Raw genomic sequence first — 16388 nt, forward strand, 5'->3', positions numbered from 1 at the left:
TCAGACCCTCCGGCCGTGGCTTTCGCCGAGAATCCCGCGCGGATACAGGATGAGAACCGCGATGAGCACCAGGTAAGGCGCCACATCCTTGACGCCGTCCGCCAGGTAGACGCCCGCGAACTGTTCGATGAGGCCGATGAGGAGTCCGCCGATGACGGCGCCCGGCGCGCTGCCGAAGCCGCCGAGAACCAAGGCCGCCAGCGCCTTGAGCATGACGAACCACAGGCCCAGGTCGACCAGCGTGATGGGGGCGAGCAGCAGGCCGCACAGTGCGGCGATCGCACCGGAGATGGCCCACACCAGGGAGTTCAGACGCTTCACGCGCACCCCGCAAAGGTAGGCAGCGAGCTGGTTCTGTGAACTCGCATGAATGGCAATGCCGAGCGTGGTGCGGCGCAGGAAGTAATAGAGGAGTGCCGTTACGCCCATTGCGGCGCCGACGATCACCAGGTTGAGTTCGGCCACCACGCTGCTGCCGAGCTGCATGGATCGGCCTGTCCACGGCGTGGGATAGCTGCGCGACTCCGGCCCGAAGAACATGCTCACGCCGCCGCGGATCATGAAACCGATCCCGATGGTGAGCATGACGCCCGAGAACTGGGGGCGGCCGACGATCCTGCGCATGATCTTGGCTTCCAGCAGAAAGCAGAGGGCGGCCGAGATGCACAGCACAACGACGAAGCTGAGCCAGAAAGGCAGGCCGGCGGCAACGACGAGACCCCAGCCGAGGAATGCGGAAAGCATCACCACGTCGCCCTGGGCAAAGTTGAGGACCTCGGTCGCCTTGTAGCTGAGAACGAGGCCGAGCGCGACGAGCCCATAGATTGCACCGCTGGAGATGCCTTGCACGATCAGCTGGGTCAGTTGCGTCATTACATCATCCGCTTGGCGTTAAATAACGTTCGTTTGGTAAACGGTGGTGAACTATAGGTTTGCAAGGACGGCAGCGTCAACACGCTGAACGGGCTTTGCAGCAGGGAGAAACCCTCGCCCAAAGGTTGATTGGCTGATGGAAGCACAGCCGTTTACCAAACGATCGAAATGCTATGATGGTTGCTCCACGTTCTGTAGAGGCCATTCATGCGCTATCCGGCAAACCACAAAGAGGAAACCCGCAAGAAGCTGCTCGCGAATGCCCGTGCAATCGCCAAGAAGGGCGGCTTCGGTACAACCGGGGTCGATGACCTGATGGCGAGCATCGGCCTGAGCGGGGGCGCCTTCTACGGCCATTTCCCATCCAAGGAAGCGCTGTTCGCCGAGCTCGTCGAGCTCGAAGTCTCGAACAGCGCCGAGATGCTCGGCGGCGACCGCGAGTCGCCGCCGGATCATGTCGCGAAGCGGTTGCGAAGCTATCTCAGTTCGTATCACGCGCTGCATCCGGAAACCGGGTGCGTCTTGCCGGCACTTGGGCCGGAGATCGCAAGGGCGGCGCCCGAAGTGCGTGCGGCCGTCGAGGACGGACTGAAGCGCTTGCAGAAGAGCTGGAGCTCGCGCATTGGCGACCCGGATGCGGCGTGGGCGCTGATTGCGCAATGCGTCGGCGCACTGGTGCTGTCCCGCGCGGTCGAATCCGAGCGCACCCGCAAGGAAATTCTGGCCTCCAGTCGCCGCTTTATCGACCAGACGCACGCACTGGACGAAGCCCCCGCAAGGCCGTCCAAGGCGTCCTGACAGCATGGCTGCTGCAACGCCGGCAAGGTGCGGCGGTGCGGCTGCGTTCTTGGATTTTCTGGCGAGCCGGCTCACGGCGAGCCAAACAGTCATCTCTCGTCTTTAAGTCTCGAGAACGAAACGACGTAGCCCGCCAGAGCGCTTGCTGCCACGGTAGAGGGACTGCCCAGCCACAACGACCCTGGGCTTGAACGGCCTGGGAAATTGCGGTTGATGGCGCTGATGGTGACCTGCTCTGCCCGACTCGATGCGCCCGGGCCTGCGTTGATGCAAGCACCGCAGCCAGGTTCGACAAGCTGGACGCCCATTTGCCGAGAGACCTCTGTCATTCCTGCGCGATCGCTGCGTTCCCGCACGTCCTGGCTGCCGAACCGCCATAGGCGATGTCGATCGCCACTCTCTCGGACAACTCAGATACGGCTACGCCCCTGCCAGGGCGGTCGCCGGGTCGCGCGACCACCGGTTCCAAGGTCGAGCAAGCGAGTACAACACCACGTCCTTGGCATTGACGTCCGGCCGCAGCTGGCCATTGAGACGCACCCGGCACGCCTTGAGCGGCGCGACCCTCACGCGGCATCGCCGACACACATTCGCTTCGCAGATAAATGAAAAGATCACAAAAGCGAGACCTGTTGTCCATCTTTCAGTACTACAAATGGCTACACTTTCCGCAACACAACCATCCCACCATCCGCAGCCATGGCAAAGAGATTCAGCGATCACAACCGTTTTGCGGCAGCTTTAGACACCGGCCCCACCCAGCTCCAGGAGCTGTCGGACTTTGATCAAGAGCAGGGCAAACCACATGCGAGGGGCGGGCGCCGCCATCTGTTCTTCATCGCGCTGGCCATCGTCATGGCGGTGGGGGCCATGGTCGTACTGTGGTGAAGAGCGTCCCCGGCATCGCCTCAAGCCCGTAAGGGGGCGGCCGATCGTCGGGCGGATCACGCAGGCGCAGCGCACGGCAATGCGCGCGTGGAGGCGGTGGACGATTTCGGCAATCCTGGCACCGCGGGCTAATCCAGCTTGCGAGGCTCGACGCCCATTGCTGCGCATGCTCTGCGGTAGTCCGCGATGCGGTCGGCGGCGGTGATCCGCTGCAGCACGCTGCGGTGTGGCCCGAGATACTCGACGCTGCCCTTGACGACCACGTGCACAAGGAGCTCCTCGTCCCCGATGGCTTCCCACCAGTCCACGTTGCCGGCAGGCTCGTGAATGTAGTCGCCGGCGTGGACGGTGCGGCCGTCATTCAGGCGGCGTACGCCCGCCAATGTCAGCGCATGAACCTCGCCGGTGTGCCGGTGCAAGCCCAATCGAACCCCGGGCTTGAGGCGCATAAGCTCAACCCATCCGGCGCCCTCGGGGAGGAACTGAAGCGGGAGCGACCATTTGCACTCGCCTTCAGCGATCCAGGAGTCGAGACCGGCACGGCGCATTGCCGTGGCCACGATGATGTTTGCCAGTTCCATGGTGACCTCTCATTGATCGGGATGCTGGTGGCGGAACTCCTGGGTCTTGCCGCCGTAGCCGTAGGCCGAGGCTCGGACATCCTGCACGTACACGTAGCTCTCAGGGTGCAGTTCCCCGAGGAGCCGCCCGAACGCCTCGAAGGCCTCGGCCACATAGCGGGCCTTCTCCGCCTTGGTGTTGGTCTCGTCGACCACCTTGACGTCGAAGTAGAAGCTCGCCTTCTTCAACTCTGCCAACGACTTGCCGCCGACAAACCAGTCGCTCGGGTCGACATAATCGATCGCCACCGCCGTCAGGTCGCGCCGCTTGCCGAGCACACGGCTGGTCAGTTCAAGCAGAGTTTCGGTGATGCGGCCGGACAGTTCGGCTGAGCGATGTGCCGAGACCTTGACGTTGAGAATGGGCATGGCTGCTTCCTTGGGTGTTGAGTGAGTGTCTTGACTTTAGAAAAGGCGCCTCCGCCCGGAAACGACTCGGCGCAATAATCGGTTTTGCTCCCCACGCAAAGGCGCCCGCGAATGAGTCACTTCCTCCCAGACCCCTCCGACTTGCGTTGGCTCGTCCGCTCGCTCGACCTGGGTTCGTTCTCCGCGGCGGCGCGCGAGCTGGGTGTTGCAGTTTCGGTCGTGACGCGTGGCGTGGGTCGTCTGGAGGCCGGCTATGGAATCACATTGCTGCGTCGCTCGACCCATAGCTTGTCGGCGACACCGGAAGGTTTCGAGTTGGCGCAGGAAGCGCGTGCGCTGCTGGCCCAGTTGGAGGACATTTCCGCCGCGCTGTCGAAGCAGCGAAGTCGCGTGAGTGGCACGCTGCGCCTGGCCTCCAGCCAGGAGATCTGCGAAGAGCTTCTGGTGCCGCGTCTGGCCCAGCTACGAACGCAGCACCCGGCATTGCGGATCGAACTGGTGGCCGAGGATCGCGTCGTTGACCTGGTGACAGAGGGCATCGACGTGGCCTTGCGCACCACGATCGGCAACAGCGAATCGGTGGTCGCTCGCCCCCTGGGGTCGTTTGGGCGGCGCCTGTACGCCTCGCCGGGCTACCTGCGCCTCCATGGCGAGCCGGCCTCCCCTCATGAGTTGCACCAGCACCAGACCGTTACCCATACCGCGCAGGGACCTGCCGTGACCTGGGCGTTCTGCAAAGCCGGCAGGCCGGTAGACGTCACGGTCAGGCCGCAGCTCGCCGCCAATACCTCGGCCCTGGTGCATCGCGCAATCCTGGCCGGAGCGGGGATCGGAGTACTGTCGCGTCCCCTGGCGGCGGCCGATGTGGCCAAGGGCAACTTGGTGGAAGTTCTGGCGCCGTTTGCTTCCACCGCGACGTACACGATGTACGCTGTTTCGTTGCCGAGCCGTCGCAACGCGGTCCGGGTGCGCGCCGTGATCGACTTTCTCGAAGAAGCCGCCCGTGAGCAGTGGGCCTTGGCCTCGCCCGAGCGCCGCCGCACTGCGCGGCTGTGAGCGATGCGTGCAGGAAACCGAAGTCCTGCGCTGGGTGTCCGCTTCCTCAGCGGTCGGTCTCCCGGTACCAGTAGGTTCTCTTGCGGATGTTTTTGGTGGGGATGACCGGCTTTTGCGCCCCCAGGCCGGACCTGCCGTCTGCCCCGGAGCCGCCGCCGCCGCCGATCAGGAAGGGCACCTGGCGATCGGTGCCGCCCACGTTGACCGTGACGATGCCGAACACGGGCGACGGCACCAGCCCGCCGCCATCGAGCTGGCGGATGTTCGAAGCGCCGGTGAGGAAGTGGACCGAATAGCTGCGCGCCGTACCGAGGTTTGCCTGGCAACTGGTAGTGCTGGGGACGATGGGTTGGTTGGTGCCGAAGTAGACCAGGCCGCCGACGGTGGTCGGCGCGTTCACGCCTTTTTCGCCGGCGCCGGCCAGGGTGACGTAGAAGCCGCTCAGTGAACCGTCGTACGGAATCGTGTTGGTGGCCCTGAACAACGACGTGGGCACGAGGTCCGCGCTGCTGCTGGTGTCGTCGCGCACGGGCGTCCAGCCGGTCGCGCTCATGCCGACCTTGGTGTCCTTGATCATGTAGAAGCGGTTCACGATGCTTCGGGACTGGTGGGTTAGGAGCGGATGCTCCCGGTCCCCGGTGATGTCCAGCACGACGTCGTAAGTCTTGGTCAGAACCACGTCCGGCGGGAAGAAGAACTTGCGCCGGGTGGCACCGCTTCCGCCCAGGGCTGCAAGCTGGGTCGCCTGCCAGGTGCTGACGTCGCCACTGCCGGTGGGCTGAAGGTCCACGCGCCAGATATTGCCGCCGGTGTCGGCCGCATACAGCCGGTCGATGCTGCCGTCGAAGTCGCGATCCACCAGCGTGATGTCGGCCGGGATCGAATAGGTCATTTCGGCCAGTCTGCATGGATTGCCGGTGCAGCTGCTGCCCGTGCCGCCGGGGCCGGCCTGCCAGAGCATGTCGCCGGTCACTGCGTCGAGGATGAAGATTCCCCGGCCCATGGTGTCGGCATTGGGTGGCTCGGCATCTTCGTTGGTGTCGTAGCCGGCACCGAAGATCAGCACGGGGTTGGCATGGCCCTTGATCATCGCCACCTTGGGCTGCGACCAGGTTTGCCCGAGTTCCGCGAAGCCGCTGTCTGCATTGCTGCGCTTCCACATGAACTTGGGTTGCGTGGGATCGCTCACGTCGAGCGCATAGAGCAGGCGTCCGCCGCGGCGCGCGGACAGGAAGAGATAAGCCCTCCCTGTCGCGCTGTTGTGATAGACGCTGGGCGCGCCGTCGAAGAAATAGGTCTTCGGGCTTCCGGTGGTCAGGGTACCGAGCTTGAGGCTCGGACTGTTCTGATACAGCCTTTGCAGCCCCGGATAGAACTCCGGCGGGACGAAGCTCCACAACTCGCCGCCGGGTGGAACGCTGGTGTTGGCACCGGTGGCGTCCTTGATGCTGAGGGAGCAGGTCGACGAGACCGTGCAGTTGCCCTTGGGCTTGCTGCTGTCGGTGGGGTTGTTCGGCTGGTTGCCGTTGACGGCTCGCAACAGGCCGTCGTTGGCGCCGTAGAACACCACCACGCCGGTGGTTCCCCCATAGTTGATCACCGCCGGGCGGGAATGCAGCACGTCGCCATGCACGGAGCCGCGGATCGTGATGCTGGCGTCGGGCGGGCTGCTCGATTCCCGGCCCGCGGCCCCATCGCCTGCCGCGTAGGTGTCTTGCCCGCGCACCCAATTGATCAGGTTGGCCGCGGTCATCGTGCTGGACGTGATGCCCAGGTCCGTCGAGCTCAGGTTGCCGGCCTTGAATGGCATCGTGCTCAAAGCAGCGTTGGCGCTACAGCCGCTGCCGAAGCAGGTGAACACATTGCGCGTGGTGGCGGTGGCTGTCGTGGTTGCCGCGCTGGCCGGGTAGCTGTTGGTGAGGTGCTTGAGGCGAATCTGTTGCGCGACGCCGCCCTTCTCCACGATCTGCCCATCCGCCCAGTCAAAGCCGTCGGCGGCGCCCTGGGCCTTGAACGCATTGAGCCAGAAGCCGCCCTGGGAATCGGGCAGGGAGCCGGTGGCCTTGGAGGTCCAGAAGCTCACGGCCGAGGGCGAGATGAAGCCGGTGCCCGCTGCGCTTAGCGCACGGTTGGCGTTGGTGCCGATCGAGTACGTGCCCCAGGACGCGTCGGCGAGGAACAGCTGCGGCGCGGATGGGTCGGTGATGTCGACGCCGAACTGGTACTGCTTGAGGTTGCCCATCCAGCGCGGGTTGACGTCGCTGTCGGGGCGGAACATGCCCATGTAGATCTGGTTCAGGTAGGTGCCCTGCGTGTTGGCGCTCACCGGCAGCACGGGCGCCGCGAACACGCTGTTGACCGCCTGCACATCGGTGAAAACCTTGCCGATGGCGTCGATCAGGGCCTGGACGTCCCCGAGCCGGACCATGAAGTACTGGCCGCCACCCTGGTTGGCCATGCTGACCATGAGCTGCTCGTAATCCGGATTGCTGCCGTCGCTCAGGATGATGGTGTAGGTGGTGATGCCCGGGTACGTGGTCGCCAGGCTGGGCGAGCTGCCGGTGTACATGAAGTTCGCCCACTCGTCGGAGTAGTCGCTGCGGTACTTGGCCGAGGCCGTGCTGTTGGGCGAGAGGGGCGACTTCCAGTTCGGCAATGTCACTTGCGCCGGCAGTGCGCTCAGGCCTGCTGCGGCCTGCAAGGAGGTGCCGCCCAGGTTGGCGCCGTCCTGGGGCTTCTGATTGTTGGTCGCGAGCGTGATGTAGAGAACGAAATTCCGGCCGCAGGCCTGCTGGTTCGCCAGGCCCGGGTAACGGGTCCCGGAGAGGCCGGTCTTCCCCTGGTAGAAGGCCCAGGCTTCCTGCATTGCCTGTGCAATCTGGTTGTTGTTGCCCTTGTCCTGACTGAGACTGATCGACTCGATGCGCCGGAGCATCTTGCCCACGCCCTTGCTGTCATCGTTGCTGTTGCCGTCCATGAGCAGCAGCGAGTCGGGCGCCGGCGAGGCAGCGGGCAGGACGAAGGTGCCTCCGTCGGTGGGGCCGCCCGGAAAGTACATCAGGCCCAGGTTGATGTTGCCATTGAGGGCGGCGTTGGTCCCGATGGCGGAGACGGCGCCGTGCAGGCCGCATTGCTCGAACCCCAGGTTCTTGCTGGGATCGTTGACCGTCAACCCTGGGCACGAGAAGCTTGAACTCGCGCTGGCCGCTGCCGCATTGTCCAGAATGATCAGCATGTTCGGGGCCGCGCCGGTGGTTGTGCCCTGATAGATGTCGATGTCCTCGGCTTGCACTGCGGTGCCGGTCAGCGCCAGAAGGGCTGCGGCGCCTAGTCGGAAAAGGTAGGGGGGGCGCATCTGTCCTGCTCCTGATTGATCAGCACGCGGCGCCAACGGCCACGCGTACGGCAATGCCCTGGTGCACGGTCGGTGTCGGATCGCTGGCGGGCGGCGTGGCGGTGGCATTGACTTCCCAGTTCGAGTTCGAGCACAGCGAATTGCCGCTCGTGCCCGAGCCGACGATGCCCGTGTTCTGCGCGGCGCCGCTGGCATAGCAGGGCTGGTCGTCCGCGTTGGTGGCGTCCAGCTCGCTCAGCTTGATCGCCTTGATGCCGGTGCAAACCGGCGCCGGCACGGCAACGGTGTAGGCCGAGACGGCCTGTCCGTTGTCTATCGCCCAGGTGCTCGGTGTCGGCAGCGCAGTGAAGTCGCTGCTGATTGCTCTCTCGATCGCCTGCTGCGCCGCCGCGTCGGCCTCCTTCTGGGTCTGCATGTTGCCGACCAGCTTGGTGTTGACATTGACGGTCTTGATGGACGAGGTGACGATCAGCGTGATCACCGCCAGGAAGATCATCGCAACCAGCAAGGTGGCGCCTGCCTGCTCGCGCGGCGCGGTGCCGCGACCCAACGCCTTCATGGTGTTTCCCTCTGGCCCGAGCTGTTGTAGAGCCGCGCGACCGTGCTGTAGACGTGGCGCTTGATGTTGTCGTTGAAGGGGCCCGCGTCCGTGGCCAGCCCCATGGCATAGGTCCTGGCGTCCGTCCAGCCGCCGCTGCCGGCGGTATTGCGCGCCAGCACATGAATGCGCACGGCCATGACGTTGGTCCAGTTGGTCATCGCAGCGGTCCAGTCGTAGGGCGGCGTGGTTTGCGGGCACACCGCAGCGGCAATCTGCGCGGCCGGCGGGCTGCCTGGGTTGCTCGTGTAGCAGTCCGGGGACCCATTGCCGTCCATGTCGACTCCATAGTCCAGCTGCAGGTTCTCGATGCCCTCGACCAGCGGCGTGATCACCATCTCGCCGTTCAGATACTCGGCCATCTTGAGCGTGGGAATGGTGTCGGTCCCGCACGCATTGCAGGTGCTCACGAAGTACACGCGTTGCATGATCTTGCGCAGCGGCGCGAGATTGCTCGACAGGCAGTTCTTCTGCATCAGCGGGAAACTCGCGGCCGACGCGCCGGAGGCCGCCGCGAACGGCAGGGTGTCGTTTGCACAGGTGGAGACCTGCAGGTAGGCCTCGGTCGCGACCGCCGCCGCAGGACTTACGACGTTGGTGTTGACGCGCGTGAGGACCAGCATGGCGGTGCCCGCCATGACATTGCTGATACAGGCCGGCGTGCTGTTCAAGCCGTAGATCGGCAAGGGAACGGTGGACGTGCCCGGGCTCGTCATTGCAAAGTAGCCCAGCGCGGCGACGTTCGTGGGACAGGCCACAGGCGCGACGGTCGCGAAGGTGGTGCTCGAAGACGCACCGACGAAGCCGGCCATCTGGATGTCTTCACTGAGCAGCTGGAGCGCGTAGCGTCCGTTCTCTATCTGGCGCCCGGTCTTGTCGAGCTCGGAGCGCGAGTTCACGGTCGAGACCAGCAAGCTGATCAGGCCGATCATCAGGAACAGGCTCAGCACGATGGCCACCATCAGCTCGATCAGCGTGAAGCCGAGGCTGTGCACAGGACGGCGCAATTGTTGGTGCGCTCTCATGACAGGGCCCCGATGCGAACCTTGGTGGAGACGACCCGGTGCAGCTTTTCATCGCCGTAGGCGCCGCTGCCGCAGGGAAATGCGGTGCTGCCATCTGTCAGCGTGGGCGCCACTGTCTTGTGCAGGCCTTGCCAGGACACGGCGATCAGGTAGACATTGTTGGCGGCGTCGTCGAGGGTCACGCAGCCGATGGCGCCGATCATGGCGCCGAGCTTCGTGCCCGACTGCGTTTCGGCTTGGCCACTGATTAAATCCTTCCAGGCTGCGAGATCGGCAATCGCCTGCGTTTGCTGTTGCACGTTGCCGGCAGTGCAGGTGGTTGGGGTGGTGCTGCTCAGGCTCAGTTCCACGCCGATGGTGCCATTTGAATAGCAGCTCGCGACCTTGCGGTTCGCGTTCAGCCGATCGGCCATGTCCTGCAACAGCTGCAGAGCCTGGATTCGCTGGTAGGCTTCCATCTCGGCGAGACTGGCGCGGCTGCTCACGCCTGCCAGCCCGAGCAAACCGAAGAGCAGGATCACCAGCGTGACCAGGACTTCAATGAGTGCGATGCCCCGCAGAGAGGCTGCCCCACGACGCACGCGAACCGGGACACGCCGCGCCATCTAGCAAGCTCCCATGCTGCTGCTCGGCAGCCCGTTCAGGCCGACCGAAATGCAGCGCGAGCTGACACCTGCGATGGCGGTCGTGGGCGCGATGGTGAATTTGGTGCTCGTGGTCACGGTGCGACCGTCCTTGCCATAGGTGATCACGCCGAGGCCGCTGGAGTCGCTGATAGCGAGATCCTTGTAGGCTTCCTGGCTGTGGAATGTGCGGGTGCCTTCTTCCACCGTCCAGCCGCGGTCCCATGAAGTACCGCTCCTCTTCAGGTCGACACTGCGGTTGCGCGTCACGGCTTCGCTGCGCGCGAGCGTAAGTGCGGCCATCAGGTCGAAGGACCCGTTGCGAATGCGCTGGTTCGCAACGAAGGCGCGGAACGAGGGGAGCGCGAGGGTTGCGAGGACACCCATGACCGTGATCGCAGCAACCAGTTCGATGAGGGTGAAGCCGCGCACACGGCGCCCGGCGCTGCGACGACTTACCAGCATCCTGACGCTCCGCTGGTGCCGGACGCACTCTTGGCGCCCGCTTCGTCGATGCTCAGCGTCGCGCAGGCGGTGTCCCGGGCAAGTTGATTGCCGATGGGCGTGGCCGTGATCGTGAAGCCAGGCAGTGTCGTCCCGGTCTTCAGGGCCGTTGCGATGGTGTAGTTGGACTGCACATTCGCTGGTACGGTCCAATTCAAGGCCGCAACGTTGGCCGCGTAGGTCCTCGCGTCCAGCAGATGGCGCTGCTGCAAGTTGCTGAGCTCGAGCATGACCCCCTGCGCCGCCGAGCGGTTCGAGCGAACGATGTAGTTGGTGTACGACGGATAGGCGACGGCGGCCAGGATACCGATGATGGCCACGGTGATCATCAATTCGATCAAGGTGAAGCCACGTGATGGCCCTCGCCTGCCGTAGCAGCGCGCCCGCGAGTTCACGGGCGTGAAGCCGGGCGGCGGTTGGTACGGAAGCTGATACATCGGAAGCGAGTCCTTTTCACCGGACAGCAATCTTCAGACTGCTGCTAATAGTGACGATATGTTACCTGTGAAGAAATCACATTCTCAAGAAGTTGTGGTCGGCCATGGGCATTTCGGCACAAATTCGCGGCTGCGAACACCCCTTGGGAAACGTGCGCGGCAATGAGTGAGGCGAAAAGTACTCACGCGTATCCGCCTGGCGCGAGTCGGCGAGCAAACCAGAGCCATCCATCAAGTTAAACAGAACTCAGCCTGAGCTTGCTGCAACTCAGTGTCAGACAAGGAGAACGACATGGAAGACGACCATCGCCCCGTGACCGTCATTCGTGCTGAACTGGTTCGCGCGATTGATCAGCTTGCCGCTTCGGGCCCCAACCCCGAGAGCACCGCCCATGGCTTTGCCCGTCACCGCGTCATGAGCCTGTCCGAGGAACTCCGCGCTGCGGAGGGCGCAGCCGAAAGCCTGGCAGAGACGGTTGCATTGAAGTGGATCTGTCGCTATGCCGTCCTGCCCTCAGCAAGCACATTTTGAACAGCGAGGGCAGCGCTCAGGCAATCGCATCCCGTGCAGCCGTTGCCGGACCAGCCCTGGTTCAGCGCGTCAGACGCCCAGTGACCTATCGCTACCCAGCCGGCGGGGCTAGACTCTTCATGCTCGCGCATTGCGAGCGGTACGAGACGCTGGAAGGAGGGTTGTGGCCATGGCCTTTTATCTGACGCGCTTCAGCTATTCGCCCGAAACCTGGGCTCGCTTGATGAAGAAGCCCGAGGACCGCCGCGAAGCCGCGCGCAAGTACATCGAGTCGGTCGGCGGCAAGTTGCACGGCTTCTGGTACGGCTTCGGCACCTACGACGGCTTCAATCTCTGGGAGGCGCCTGACAACGTCTCCATGGCCGCGGTGGCCATTGCGATAGGCGGGGGCGGTGCGTTGTCGAAAATCGAGACGACGCCGCTCCTCACCGTCGAGGAAACCCTGGAGGCTCTCAAGCGGGCGCAGGCGGTCGCCTACCGGCCCCCCGGAGCCTAGCGTCGGCGTCCCCGCTTCAGCCAGGCGTCTGGCCGGAAGCGCCACAAGCAGCTTTGAATCGGGCGTCCCATCGCTCAGGCAAGGCCTCACGGCGATCTACCTGACCGGTGCAGCAATGAACTGTTCCCGGGCAACCGCCAGGGGACTGCGATGTCCGTCCGTCTCGAGCCGCTCGATGGCACATCGGGCAATTTCGTCGGGATCGATCTTGCCGTCCGCCAGCCGCCGCAATTCCTCCGAGAAGGCGAGCAGCCAAGCTTCGTCCGGTGTCGGCGTTCGCGGATCCCAGGCGGGCCCCTCGGGTGCTGGATGGGGCCGTTGCCCCACACCGCCCGAATCCCGGACGGCAAAGGCTCGGACCGAAGCGGCGAATGCCCAAGCCTCCCGTTGGTCCTCATCGAGCGTGGATGGTGCCGGGGTCCCTTCGTCGCGTTGACTGGCGGCAATCGCTTCCAGATCAGCCGAAGTCAGGGCACCGACCCCGTGCGCACGAACCGTGAGCGCCACCTCCAGCGCAAAGCCCCAGTTGGATGGCACCAGCGGATCCTTGCGAAGCATTCGTGAAGCCAGCTTTGCCGCCTTGGGGCTCAGCAGTTGGACCTTCTCGTAGCATTCGTTCCATCGCATATCCGAACCTCCTCTGTCGTCTTCAGCCAGGGCAATCGGCGTGCCCGATACGAGCCGGGGCAGCAGCGTCGGGCTGAGCAACAGGAAGTCCATGCGCAAGCCTGCGTTGCGCCTGAATGCGGGCTTGCGCGTCGGTGTGATCCCCGGGCAGGCCGCGGCGCCGTTCCCGAGGCGTGGCACCGCGAGCGAGTCAGCCCAGGTAAATGTTGCCGCAACCCTGCGAGTCGGCGGCGGTCATCCAGCATTGGAGAAAGAATTGGCCGAAGAAGGCGTGGCCCTGGTTCAACCAGCGGCCGTCCTGCCCCAGTGAGGCGAGCGCTCGAACCCGGCAATCCATTCCGGGACCTGATCCGCCGGCAAAGGCTTTGCGATGCCGTAGCCCTGGCCGAGCGTGCAGCCGAGCGCCATGAGCGCGTCGCCGTGGCCGACCGACTCCACGCCCTCGGCGATGGCTTTGCGTCCCAGGCCTTGGGCCATTACCAGGATGCCCTCGACGATGGCTCGATCTTCTGCGTCATCGAGCATGCCGCGCACGAAGGACTGGTCCAGCTTGAGCGCCGCCACGGGCAGTTGACGCAGGTAAGTGAGCGAGGAGTAGCCGGTACCGAAGTCGTCCATGGTGACCGGCACGCCGAGCGCCTTGCAGGCCCCGATGAACTCGGCGACCGCAGCGAAGTCCTTGATCGCGGTGGTTTCCAGGATCTCCAGTTCGAGCACACCGGCATGCAGCTGTGGAAAAAGCCTGAGGTGGAGTTTCAACCGCTCGATGAAATCGGGACGCAACAGGTGGCGCGGACTGATGTTGACGCTGACCGAGGTCTTGACGCCCGCCGCCAGCCAGGCCGCTGCCTGGCGAACCGCCTCGCCGATGGCCCAGTCCCCGAGCTGTTCCACCAGTTCGTGGTCCTCGATCAAGGGCACGAACGCGGCCGGCTGCAACAGACCTCGTTCGGGGTGCTGCCAGCGGATGAGCGCTTCGACGCCGATGACCAGGCCGCGGCGCATGTCCACCTTGGGCTGGTAGGCCAGGATGAACTCGTTTTGCACCAGTCCTTCCTTGATGCGCTGCCGGATCAGCTGCTCCTGCTGCTCCTCCAGGGCCTGCGCGGCATCGAAGAAGTGCACCTGGCTGCCACCGGCGCGCTTGGCAAAGAAGACCGCGTGCTGGGCGTGCTGCAGCATCACCTCCGTCGGCTGTTCGCCCTGCGTCATGAGAGCCGCGCCCACGCTGATGTGCAGGCGCGCCGATCGATTCTGCAGCCGATAGGGATGGGCCAGGCGCGCGAGAAGTTGCTGCAGCAGTTCCTCGCACTGCTGCCTGCTGGTGACGGGCAGTACGAGCGCGAACTCGTCGCCGCCGACCCGTGCTGCCACGGCGTCGTGCGGCAGCGCCGTCTTGAGACGCCGGGCCACTTCGCGCAGCACCGCGTCGCCCCCGATGGGGCCGAAGGTGTCGTTGATGTCCCGGAGTCGATCGATGTCCAGATAGAAGACCGCCAGCAGGCGGTCTGGATCACCGGCGTGCGCGTAGGGCGTCTGATTCAGCTCGTCGAGCGTGGGAATGCGGTTCGGCAGCCGTGTGAGGGCGTCATGCCGGGAGAGCGCGTCGAGCCGCTCGCCCCGAACGCCTCGCGCCGTCAGGCCGAAGGTCCACAGGATGCAGCGGTCGTCCATGCGCTCGCCGCGCATGTCGACCTGGATGCTGCGCTCGTGGTGGGCGCGCAGCTGGACCCGGTGGACGTCGATGGCGCCACGCGCGGGCACCTGCATGTCACCGGTCGCAGAAGCCTCGGGATCCACCTTCGAGCCCGGCCGCAGTGCGAGCACGTCTTCGAAGGGCATGTCGGTCAATGCGCCGAGCGGGTAACCGAGCAGGTGGTGCGCATCTTCGTCGGCCCAGAGGATCAGTCCATCGCAAATCTTGAGATGGCCGGCAAGCGTGCGAGCGGGCATGGTAATAGTTGTCGGAAGGGCAAAAGAGGCGCAGCCGCGTACATTCGGATACGCCGCTATTGTTCACTGAAACGAGGGCCGCTGCGCTTCAACGTTGGCGGCGCTCGCCGCCCAGGTCGCGGTAGTAGCTGGCCTTGTTCTCGTACATGGCCCTGTCCGCGCGCTGCAGCGCGCCATCCAGCTGATCGCCGGGACCGCAGGTTGCGAGGCCGATCGCCAGCTTCAGGACATGCCCGCTCTGCCCGGCATAGAACTGATTGTTCAGCTCCAGCATCGACACGATTCGGTCTCGTACTGCCTCGGCGCCGCGCTCGTCGGTCTTCGGGAGCACGACGGCGAATTCGTCCCCGCCGATGCGCGCAGGCCAGCCGGGCTCATCGACTGCCTTGCTCAGCACCTCGCCCACTCGGCGCAGCAGCGCATCGCCGGCGGCATGGCCTTCCTCGTCATTCACGGGCTTCAGGCCGTTCAGGTCGATCACCAGCACCGACACCGGCCACGGGCCCTTGCGCGACAGCCGGTTCAGTTCTTCCGTGAAGAAGCTGCGGTTGCGCAGCTGCGTCAGCACGTCGTGCTTGCCCAGGTATTCGAGGTAGGTCTCAGCCTTCTTCCTGGCGGTGATGTCGATCAGCGAGACCAGCACGAGGTCCCAGGTGGCGAGCCGGTCTTCCAGCACGGCAAACTGCATGTGGATGTTGATCGGGTCGCCCGAGAGCGAGTAGTTGACGACCTCTCGCTGCTGCTGCGTCCTGCCTTCCCAGAGATCCTGCAGCTGCTCGGCGAAGGAGTCGTGCATTTCGTCGCGAAAGATGTGCGAAACGTTCTCCAGCAACATGTCCTTGTCGGTCGCTCCGAACATGCGCAGGGTTTCGCCGTTGACATCGATCACGCGAATTTCCTTCATGCAGCGCGACACGAACTCGGGATGCACCTTGATGAAGGTCGTGAAATCCCGGATGCCTCGCGCGCGTATGTCGTCGAGCAAGGCCTTGACCGAACTGAAATCCTCCACCCACAGCGACACCGGCGAATGATCGAACAGGCCGCGCGCATAGCGCTCGCTCTCCCGGCGCAACTGCTCGGCGCGTACGCGCTCCGTGATGTCGTCCAGCGAGACCAGCACACGGTCCCAGGTCTTTTCATGGCCGGGCAGCACCTGAACGCGCACCTGGACGTCCAGCCGCCGGCCGTCCAGGGCGTAGTTGACGGTTTGGTTCTCGAAGAAGAGATTGCCGCGCCAGAGTTGGTCAAGCTCACGGATGACCGGTGCGGCCATGTCGTCGCGAAAGATGCTGTCGAGCCGGGACAGCAGTTCGGCCTGGCTTTGTGCACCGAACAGCGTGAGCGTGCTCTGGTTGACGCTCAGCACCCGCCACTGTGCCATGCATTCGCGTACATGCTGCGGATCGGCAGTCAGGTGCTCCACCAGATCCAAGACACCGTCCCGACGCCATCTATCGAACAGCTGTTTGAGGCCGCTGTAGTCCTCCAGCCAGAGAGAGATAGGCGCGAAATCGAACATCGATTCGAAATCGGTGGAGGACATGAGCTCTTCTCCTTTGTCATTGGTTTTCCGTCTTGCCATCCCGCAACACGGCGGGCGACACCGCCTCTCCGAAAAGAGCCGGTCGCGG

At 64.4% G+C, this 16388-nt stretch carries 18 protein-coding genes; 5 read left to right on the plus strand and 13 right to left on the minus strand.

All coding sequences use genetic code 11. The features are described 5' to 3' along the window. Complete coding sequence (locus AC3A6Y_RS23370; protein WP_487870631.1) at positions 1 to 873, minus strand: branched-chain amino acid ABC transporter permease; 873 nt, start codon at positions 871 to 873, stop codon at positions 1 to 3. Positions 874 to 1080: 207 nt separating this feature from the next. On the opposite strand from AC3A6Y_RS23370, the gene AC3A6Y_RS23375 reads away from it, so the two are divergent. Beyond that, positions 1081 to 1671, plus strand: a complete 591-nt coding sequence (locus AC3A6Y_RS23375) for a TetR/AcrR family transcriptional regulator (RefSeq protein WP_487870632.1) — start codon at positions 1081 to 1083, stop codon at positions 1669 to 1671. An 89-nt stretch (positions 1672 to 1760) separates the two neighbouring features. On the opposite strand, the gene AC3A6Y_RS23380 is transcribed toward AC3A6Y_RS23375, so the two are convergent. Further along, positions 1761 to 2000, minus strand: a complete 240-nt coding sequence (locus tag AC3A6Y_RS23380) for an aconitase family protein (RefSeq protein WP_487870633.1) — start codon at positions 1998 to 2000, stop codon at positions 1761 to 1763. A gap of 370 nt (positions 2001 to 2370) precedes the next feature. Between AC3A6Y_RS23380 and AC3A6Y_RS23385 the strand changes: the two genes are divergently transcribed. Then, positions 2371 to 2559 carry a hypothetical protein gene (locus AC3A6Y_RS23385; protein ID WP_487870634.1) on the plus strand — a complete coding sequence of 63 codons (189 nt, stop codon included), beginning with the start codon at positions 2371 to 2373 and terminating at the stop codon, positions 2557 to 2559. 128 nt (positions 2560 to 2687) lie between these two features. On the opposite strand, the gene AC3A6Y_RS23390 is transcribed toward AC3A6Y_RS23385, so the two are convergent. Continuing rightward, positions 2688 to 3140: a cupin domain-containing protein gene (locus tag AC3A6Y_RS23390; RefSeq protein WP_487870635.1), complete on the minus strand. Its 453-nt coding sequence runs from the start codon at positions 3138 to 3140 to the stop codon at positions 2688 to 2690. 9 nt (positions 3141 to 3149) lie between these two features. After that, positions 3150 to 3548, minus strand: a complete 399-nt coding sequence (locus AC3A6Y_RS23395; protein ID WP_487870636.1) for a tautomerase family protein — start codon at positions 3546 to 3548, stop codon at positions 3150 to 3152. 111 nt (positions 3549 to 3659) lie between these two features. On the opposite strand from AC3A6Y_RS23395, the gene AC3A6Y_RS23400 reads away from it, so the two are divergent. Then, positions 3660 to 4604, plus strand: a complete 945-nt coding sequence (locus AC3A6Y_RS23400) for a LysR family transcriptional regulator (RefSeq protein WP_487870637.1) — start codon at positions 3660 to 3662, stop codon at positions 4602 to 4604. Positions 4605 to 4650: 46 nt separating this feature from the next. On the opposite strand, the gene AC3A6Y_RS23405 is transcribed toward AC3A6Y_RS23400, so the two are convergent. The 6 genes from AC3A6Y_RS23405 to AC3A6Y_RS23430 are packed head-to-tail and all read right to left on the minus strand — an operon-like array spanning position 4651 to position 11146. Next, entirely contained in the window at positions 4651 to 7959 is a 3309-nt protein-coding gene (locus AC3A6Y_RS23405; RefSeq protein WP_487870638.1) for a pilus assembly protein, read from the minus strand. A 19-nt stretch (positions 7960 to 7978) separates the two neighbouring features. Next, positions 7979 to 8518: a pilus assembly PilX family protein gene (locus tag AC3A6Y_RS23410; RefSeq protein WP_487870639.1), complete on the minus strand. Its 540-nt coding sequence runs from the start codon at positions 8516 to 8518 to the stop codon at positions 7979 to 7981. Next, positions 8515 to 9582 (minus strand): PilW family protein, encoded by a 1068-nt coding sequence (locus tag AC3A6Y_RS23415; protein WP_487870640.1) that lies wholly within the window; start codon positions 9580 to 9582, stop codon positions 8515 to 8517. The genes AC3A6Y_RS23410 and AC3A6Y_RS23415 overlap by 4 nt, the downstream gene beginning before the upstream one ends. After that, complete coding sequence (pilV, locus tag AC3A6Y_RS23420; protein ID WP_487870641.1) at positions 9579 to 10187, minus strand: type IV pilus modification protein PilV; 609 nt, start codon at positions 10185 to 10187, stop codon at positions 9579 to 9581. The genes AC3A6Y_RS23415 and pilV overlap by 4 nt, the downstream gene beginning before the upstream one ends. Then, positions 10188 to 10637 (minus strand): GspH/FimT family pseudopilin, encoded by a 450-nt coding sequence (locus AC3A6Y_RS23425; protein WP_487870642.1) that lies wholly within the window; start codon positions 10635 to 10637, stop codon positions 10188 to 10190. It abuts the gene before it with no gap. A gap of 23 nt (positions 10638 to 10660) precedes the next feature. Further along, positions 10661 to 11146 (minus strand): type IV pilin protein, encoded by a 486-nt coding sequence (locus tag AC3A6Y_RS23430; protein WP_487870892.1) that lies wholly within the window; start codon positions 11144 to 11146, stop codon positions 10661 to 10663. A 292-nt stretch (positions 11147 to 11438) separates the two neighbouring features. On the opposite strand from AC3A6Y_RS23430, the gene AC3A6Y_RS23435 reads away from it, so the two are divergent. Continuing rightward, positions 11439 to 11678: a hypothetical protein gene (locus tag AC3A6Y_RS23435; RefSeq protein ID WP_487870643.1), complete on the plus strand. Its 240-nt coding sequence runs from the start codon at positions 11439 to 11441 to the stop codon at positions 11676 to 11678. 169 nt (positions 11679 to 11847) lie between these two features. Continuing rightward, positions 11848 to 12174, plus strand: coding sequence for a GYD domain-containing protein (locus tag AC3A6Y_RS23440; protein ID WP_487870644.1), 327 nt, complete (start codon positions 11848 to 11850; stop codon positions 12172 to 12174). A gap of 96 nt (positions 12175 to 12270) precedes the next feature. On the opposite strand, the gene AC3A6Y_RS23445 is transcribed toward AC3A6Y_RS23440, so the two are convergent. The 3 genes from AC3A6Y_RS23445 to AC3A6Y_RS23455 all read right to left on the minus strand — a co-directional run bounded on the left by AC3A6Y_RS23445 (position 12271) and on the right by AC3A6Y_RS23455 (position 16300). Next, the gene (locus tag AC3A6Y_RS23445; protein ID WP_487870645.1) at positions 12271 to 12894 is read right to left on the minus strand and encodes a hypothetical protein; all 624 of its coding nucleotides are present in this window, start codon (positions 12892 to 12894) and stop codon (positions 12271 to 12273) included. A 189-nt stretch (positions 12895 to 13083) separates the two neighbouring features. Continuing rightward, a complete protein-coding gene (locus tag AC3A6Y_RS23450) occupies positions 13084 to 14754 on the minus strand; it encodes a putative bifunctional diguanylate cyclase/phosphodiesterase (RefSeq protein WP_487870646.1) in 1671 nt (556 codons plus the stop codon). An 88-nt stretch (positions 14755 to 14842) separates the two neighbouring features. After that, entirely contained in the window at positions 14843 to 16300 is a 1458-nt protein-coding gene (locus AC3A6Y_RS23455) for a sensor domain-containing diguanylate cyclase (protein WP_487870647.1), read from the minus strand. Positions 16301 to 16388: the final 88 nt, after the last annotated feature.

Source organism: Variovorax sp. Soil_C_17 (assembly GCF_057657265.1).

Bases quoted from the DNA above. Each gene is read 5' to 3' on its own strand.
- AC3A6Y_RS23370 (WP_487870631.1), bottom strand. From the start codon at position 873: ATGACGCAACTGACCCAGCTGATCGTGCAAGGCATCTCCAGCGGTGCA.
- AC3A6Y_RS23375 (WP_487870632.1), top strand. From the start codon at position 1,081: ATGCGCTATCCGGCAAACCACAAAGAGGAAACCCGCAAGAAGCTGCTC.
- AC3A6Y_RS23380 (WP_487870633.1), bottom strand. From the start codon at position 2,000: ATGACAGAGGTCTCTCGGCAAATGGGCGTCCAGCTTGTCGAACCTGGC.
- AC3A6Y_RS23385 (WP_487870634.1), top strand. From the start codon at position 2,371: ATGGCAAAGAGATTCAGCGATCACAACCGTTTTGCGGCAGCTTTAGAC.
- AC3A6Y_RS23390 (WP_487870635.1), bottom strand. From the start codon at position 3,140: ATGGAACTGGCAAACATCATCGTGGCCACGGCAATGCGCCGTGCCGGT.
- AC3A6Y_RS23395 (WP_487870636.1), bottom strand. From the start codon at position 3,548: ATGCCCATTCTCAACGTCAAGGTCTCGGCACATCGCTCAGCCGAACTG.
- AC3A6Y_RS23400 (WP_487870637.1), top strand. From the start codon at position 3,660: ATGAGTCACTTCCTCCCAGACCCCTCCGACTTGCGTTGGCTCGTCCGC.
- AC3A6Y_RS23405 (WP_487870638.1), bottom strand. From the start codon at position 7,959: ATGCGCCCCCCCTACCTTTTCCGACTAGGCGCCGCAGCCCTTCTGGCG.
- AC3A6Y_RS23410 (WP_487870639.1), bottom strand. From the start codon at position 8,518: ATGAAGGCGTTGGGTCGCGGCACCGCGCCGCGCGAGCAGGCAGGCGCC.
- AC3A6Y_RS23415 (WP_487870640.1), bottom strand. From the start codon at position 9,582: ATGAGAGCGCACCAACAATTGCGCCGTCCTGTGCACAGCCTCGGCTTC.
- pilV (WP_487870641.1), bottom strand. From the start codon at position 10,187: ATGGCGCGGCGTGTCCCGGTTCGCGTGCGTCGTGGGGCAGCCTCTCTG.
- AC3A6Y_RS23430 (WP_487870892.1), bottom strand. From the start codon at position 11,146: ATGTATCAGCTTCCGTACCAACCGCCGCCCGGCTTCACGCCCGTGAAC.
- AC3A6Y_RS23435 (WP_487870643.1), top strand. From the start codon at position 11,439: ATGGAAGACGACCATCGCCCCGTGACCGTCATTCGTGCTGAACTGGTT.
- AC3A6Y_RS23440 (WP_487870644.1), top strand. From the start codon at position 11,848: ATGGCCTTTTATCTGACGCGCTTCAGCTATTCGCCCGAAACCTGGGCT.
- AC3A6Y_RS23445 (WP_487870645.1), bottom strand. From the start codon at position 12,894: ATGGACTTCCTGTTGCTCAGCCCGACGCTGCTGCCCCGGCTCGTATCG.
- AC3A6Y_RS23450 (WP_487870646.1), bottom strand. From the start codon at position 14,754: ATGCCCGCTCGCACGCTTGCCGGCCATCTCAAGATTTGCGATGGACTG.
- AC3A6Y_RS23455 (WP_487870647.1), bottom strand. From the start codon at position 16,300: ATGTCCTCCACCGATTTCGAATCGATGTTCGATTTCGCGCCTATCTCT.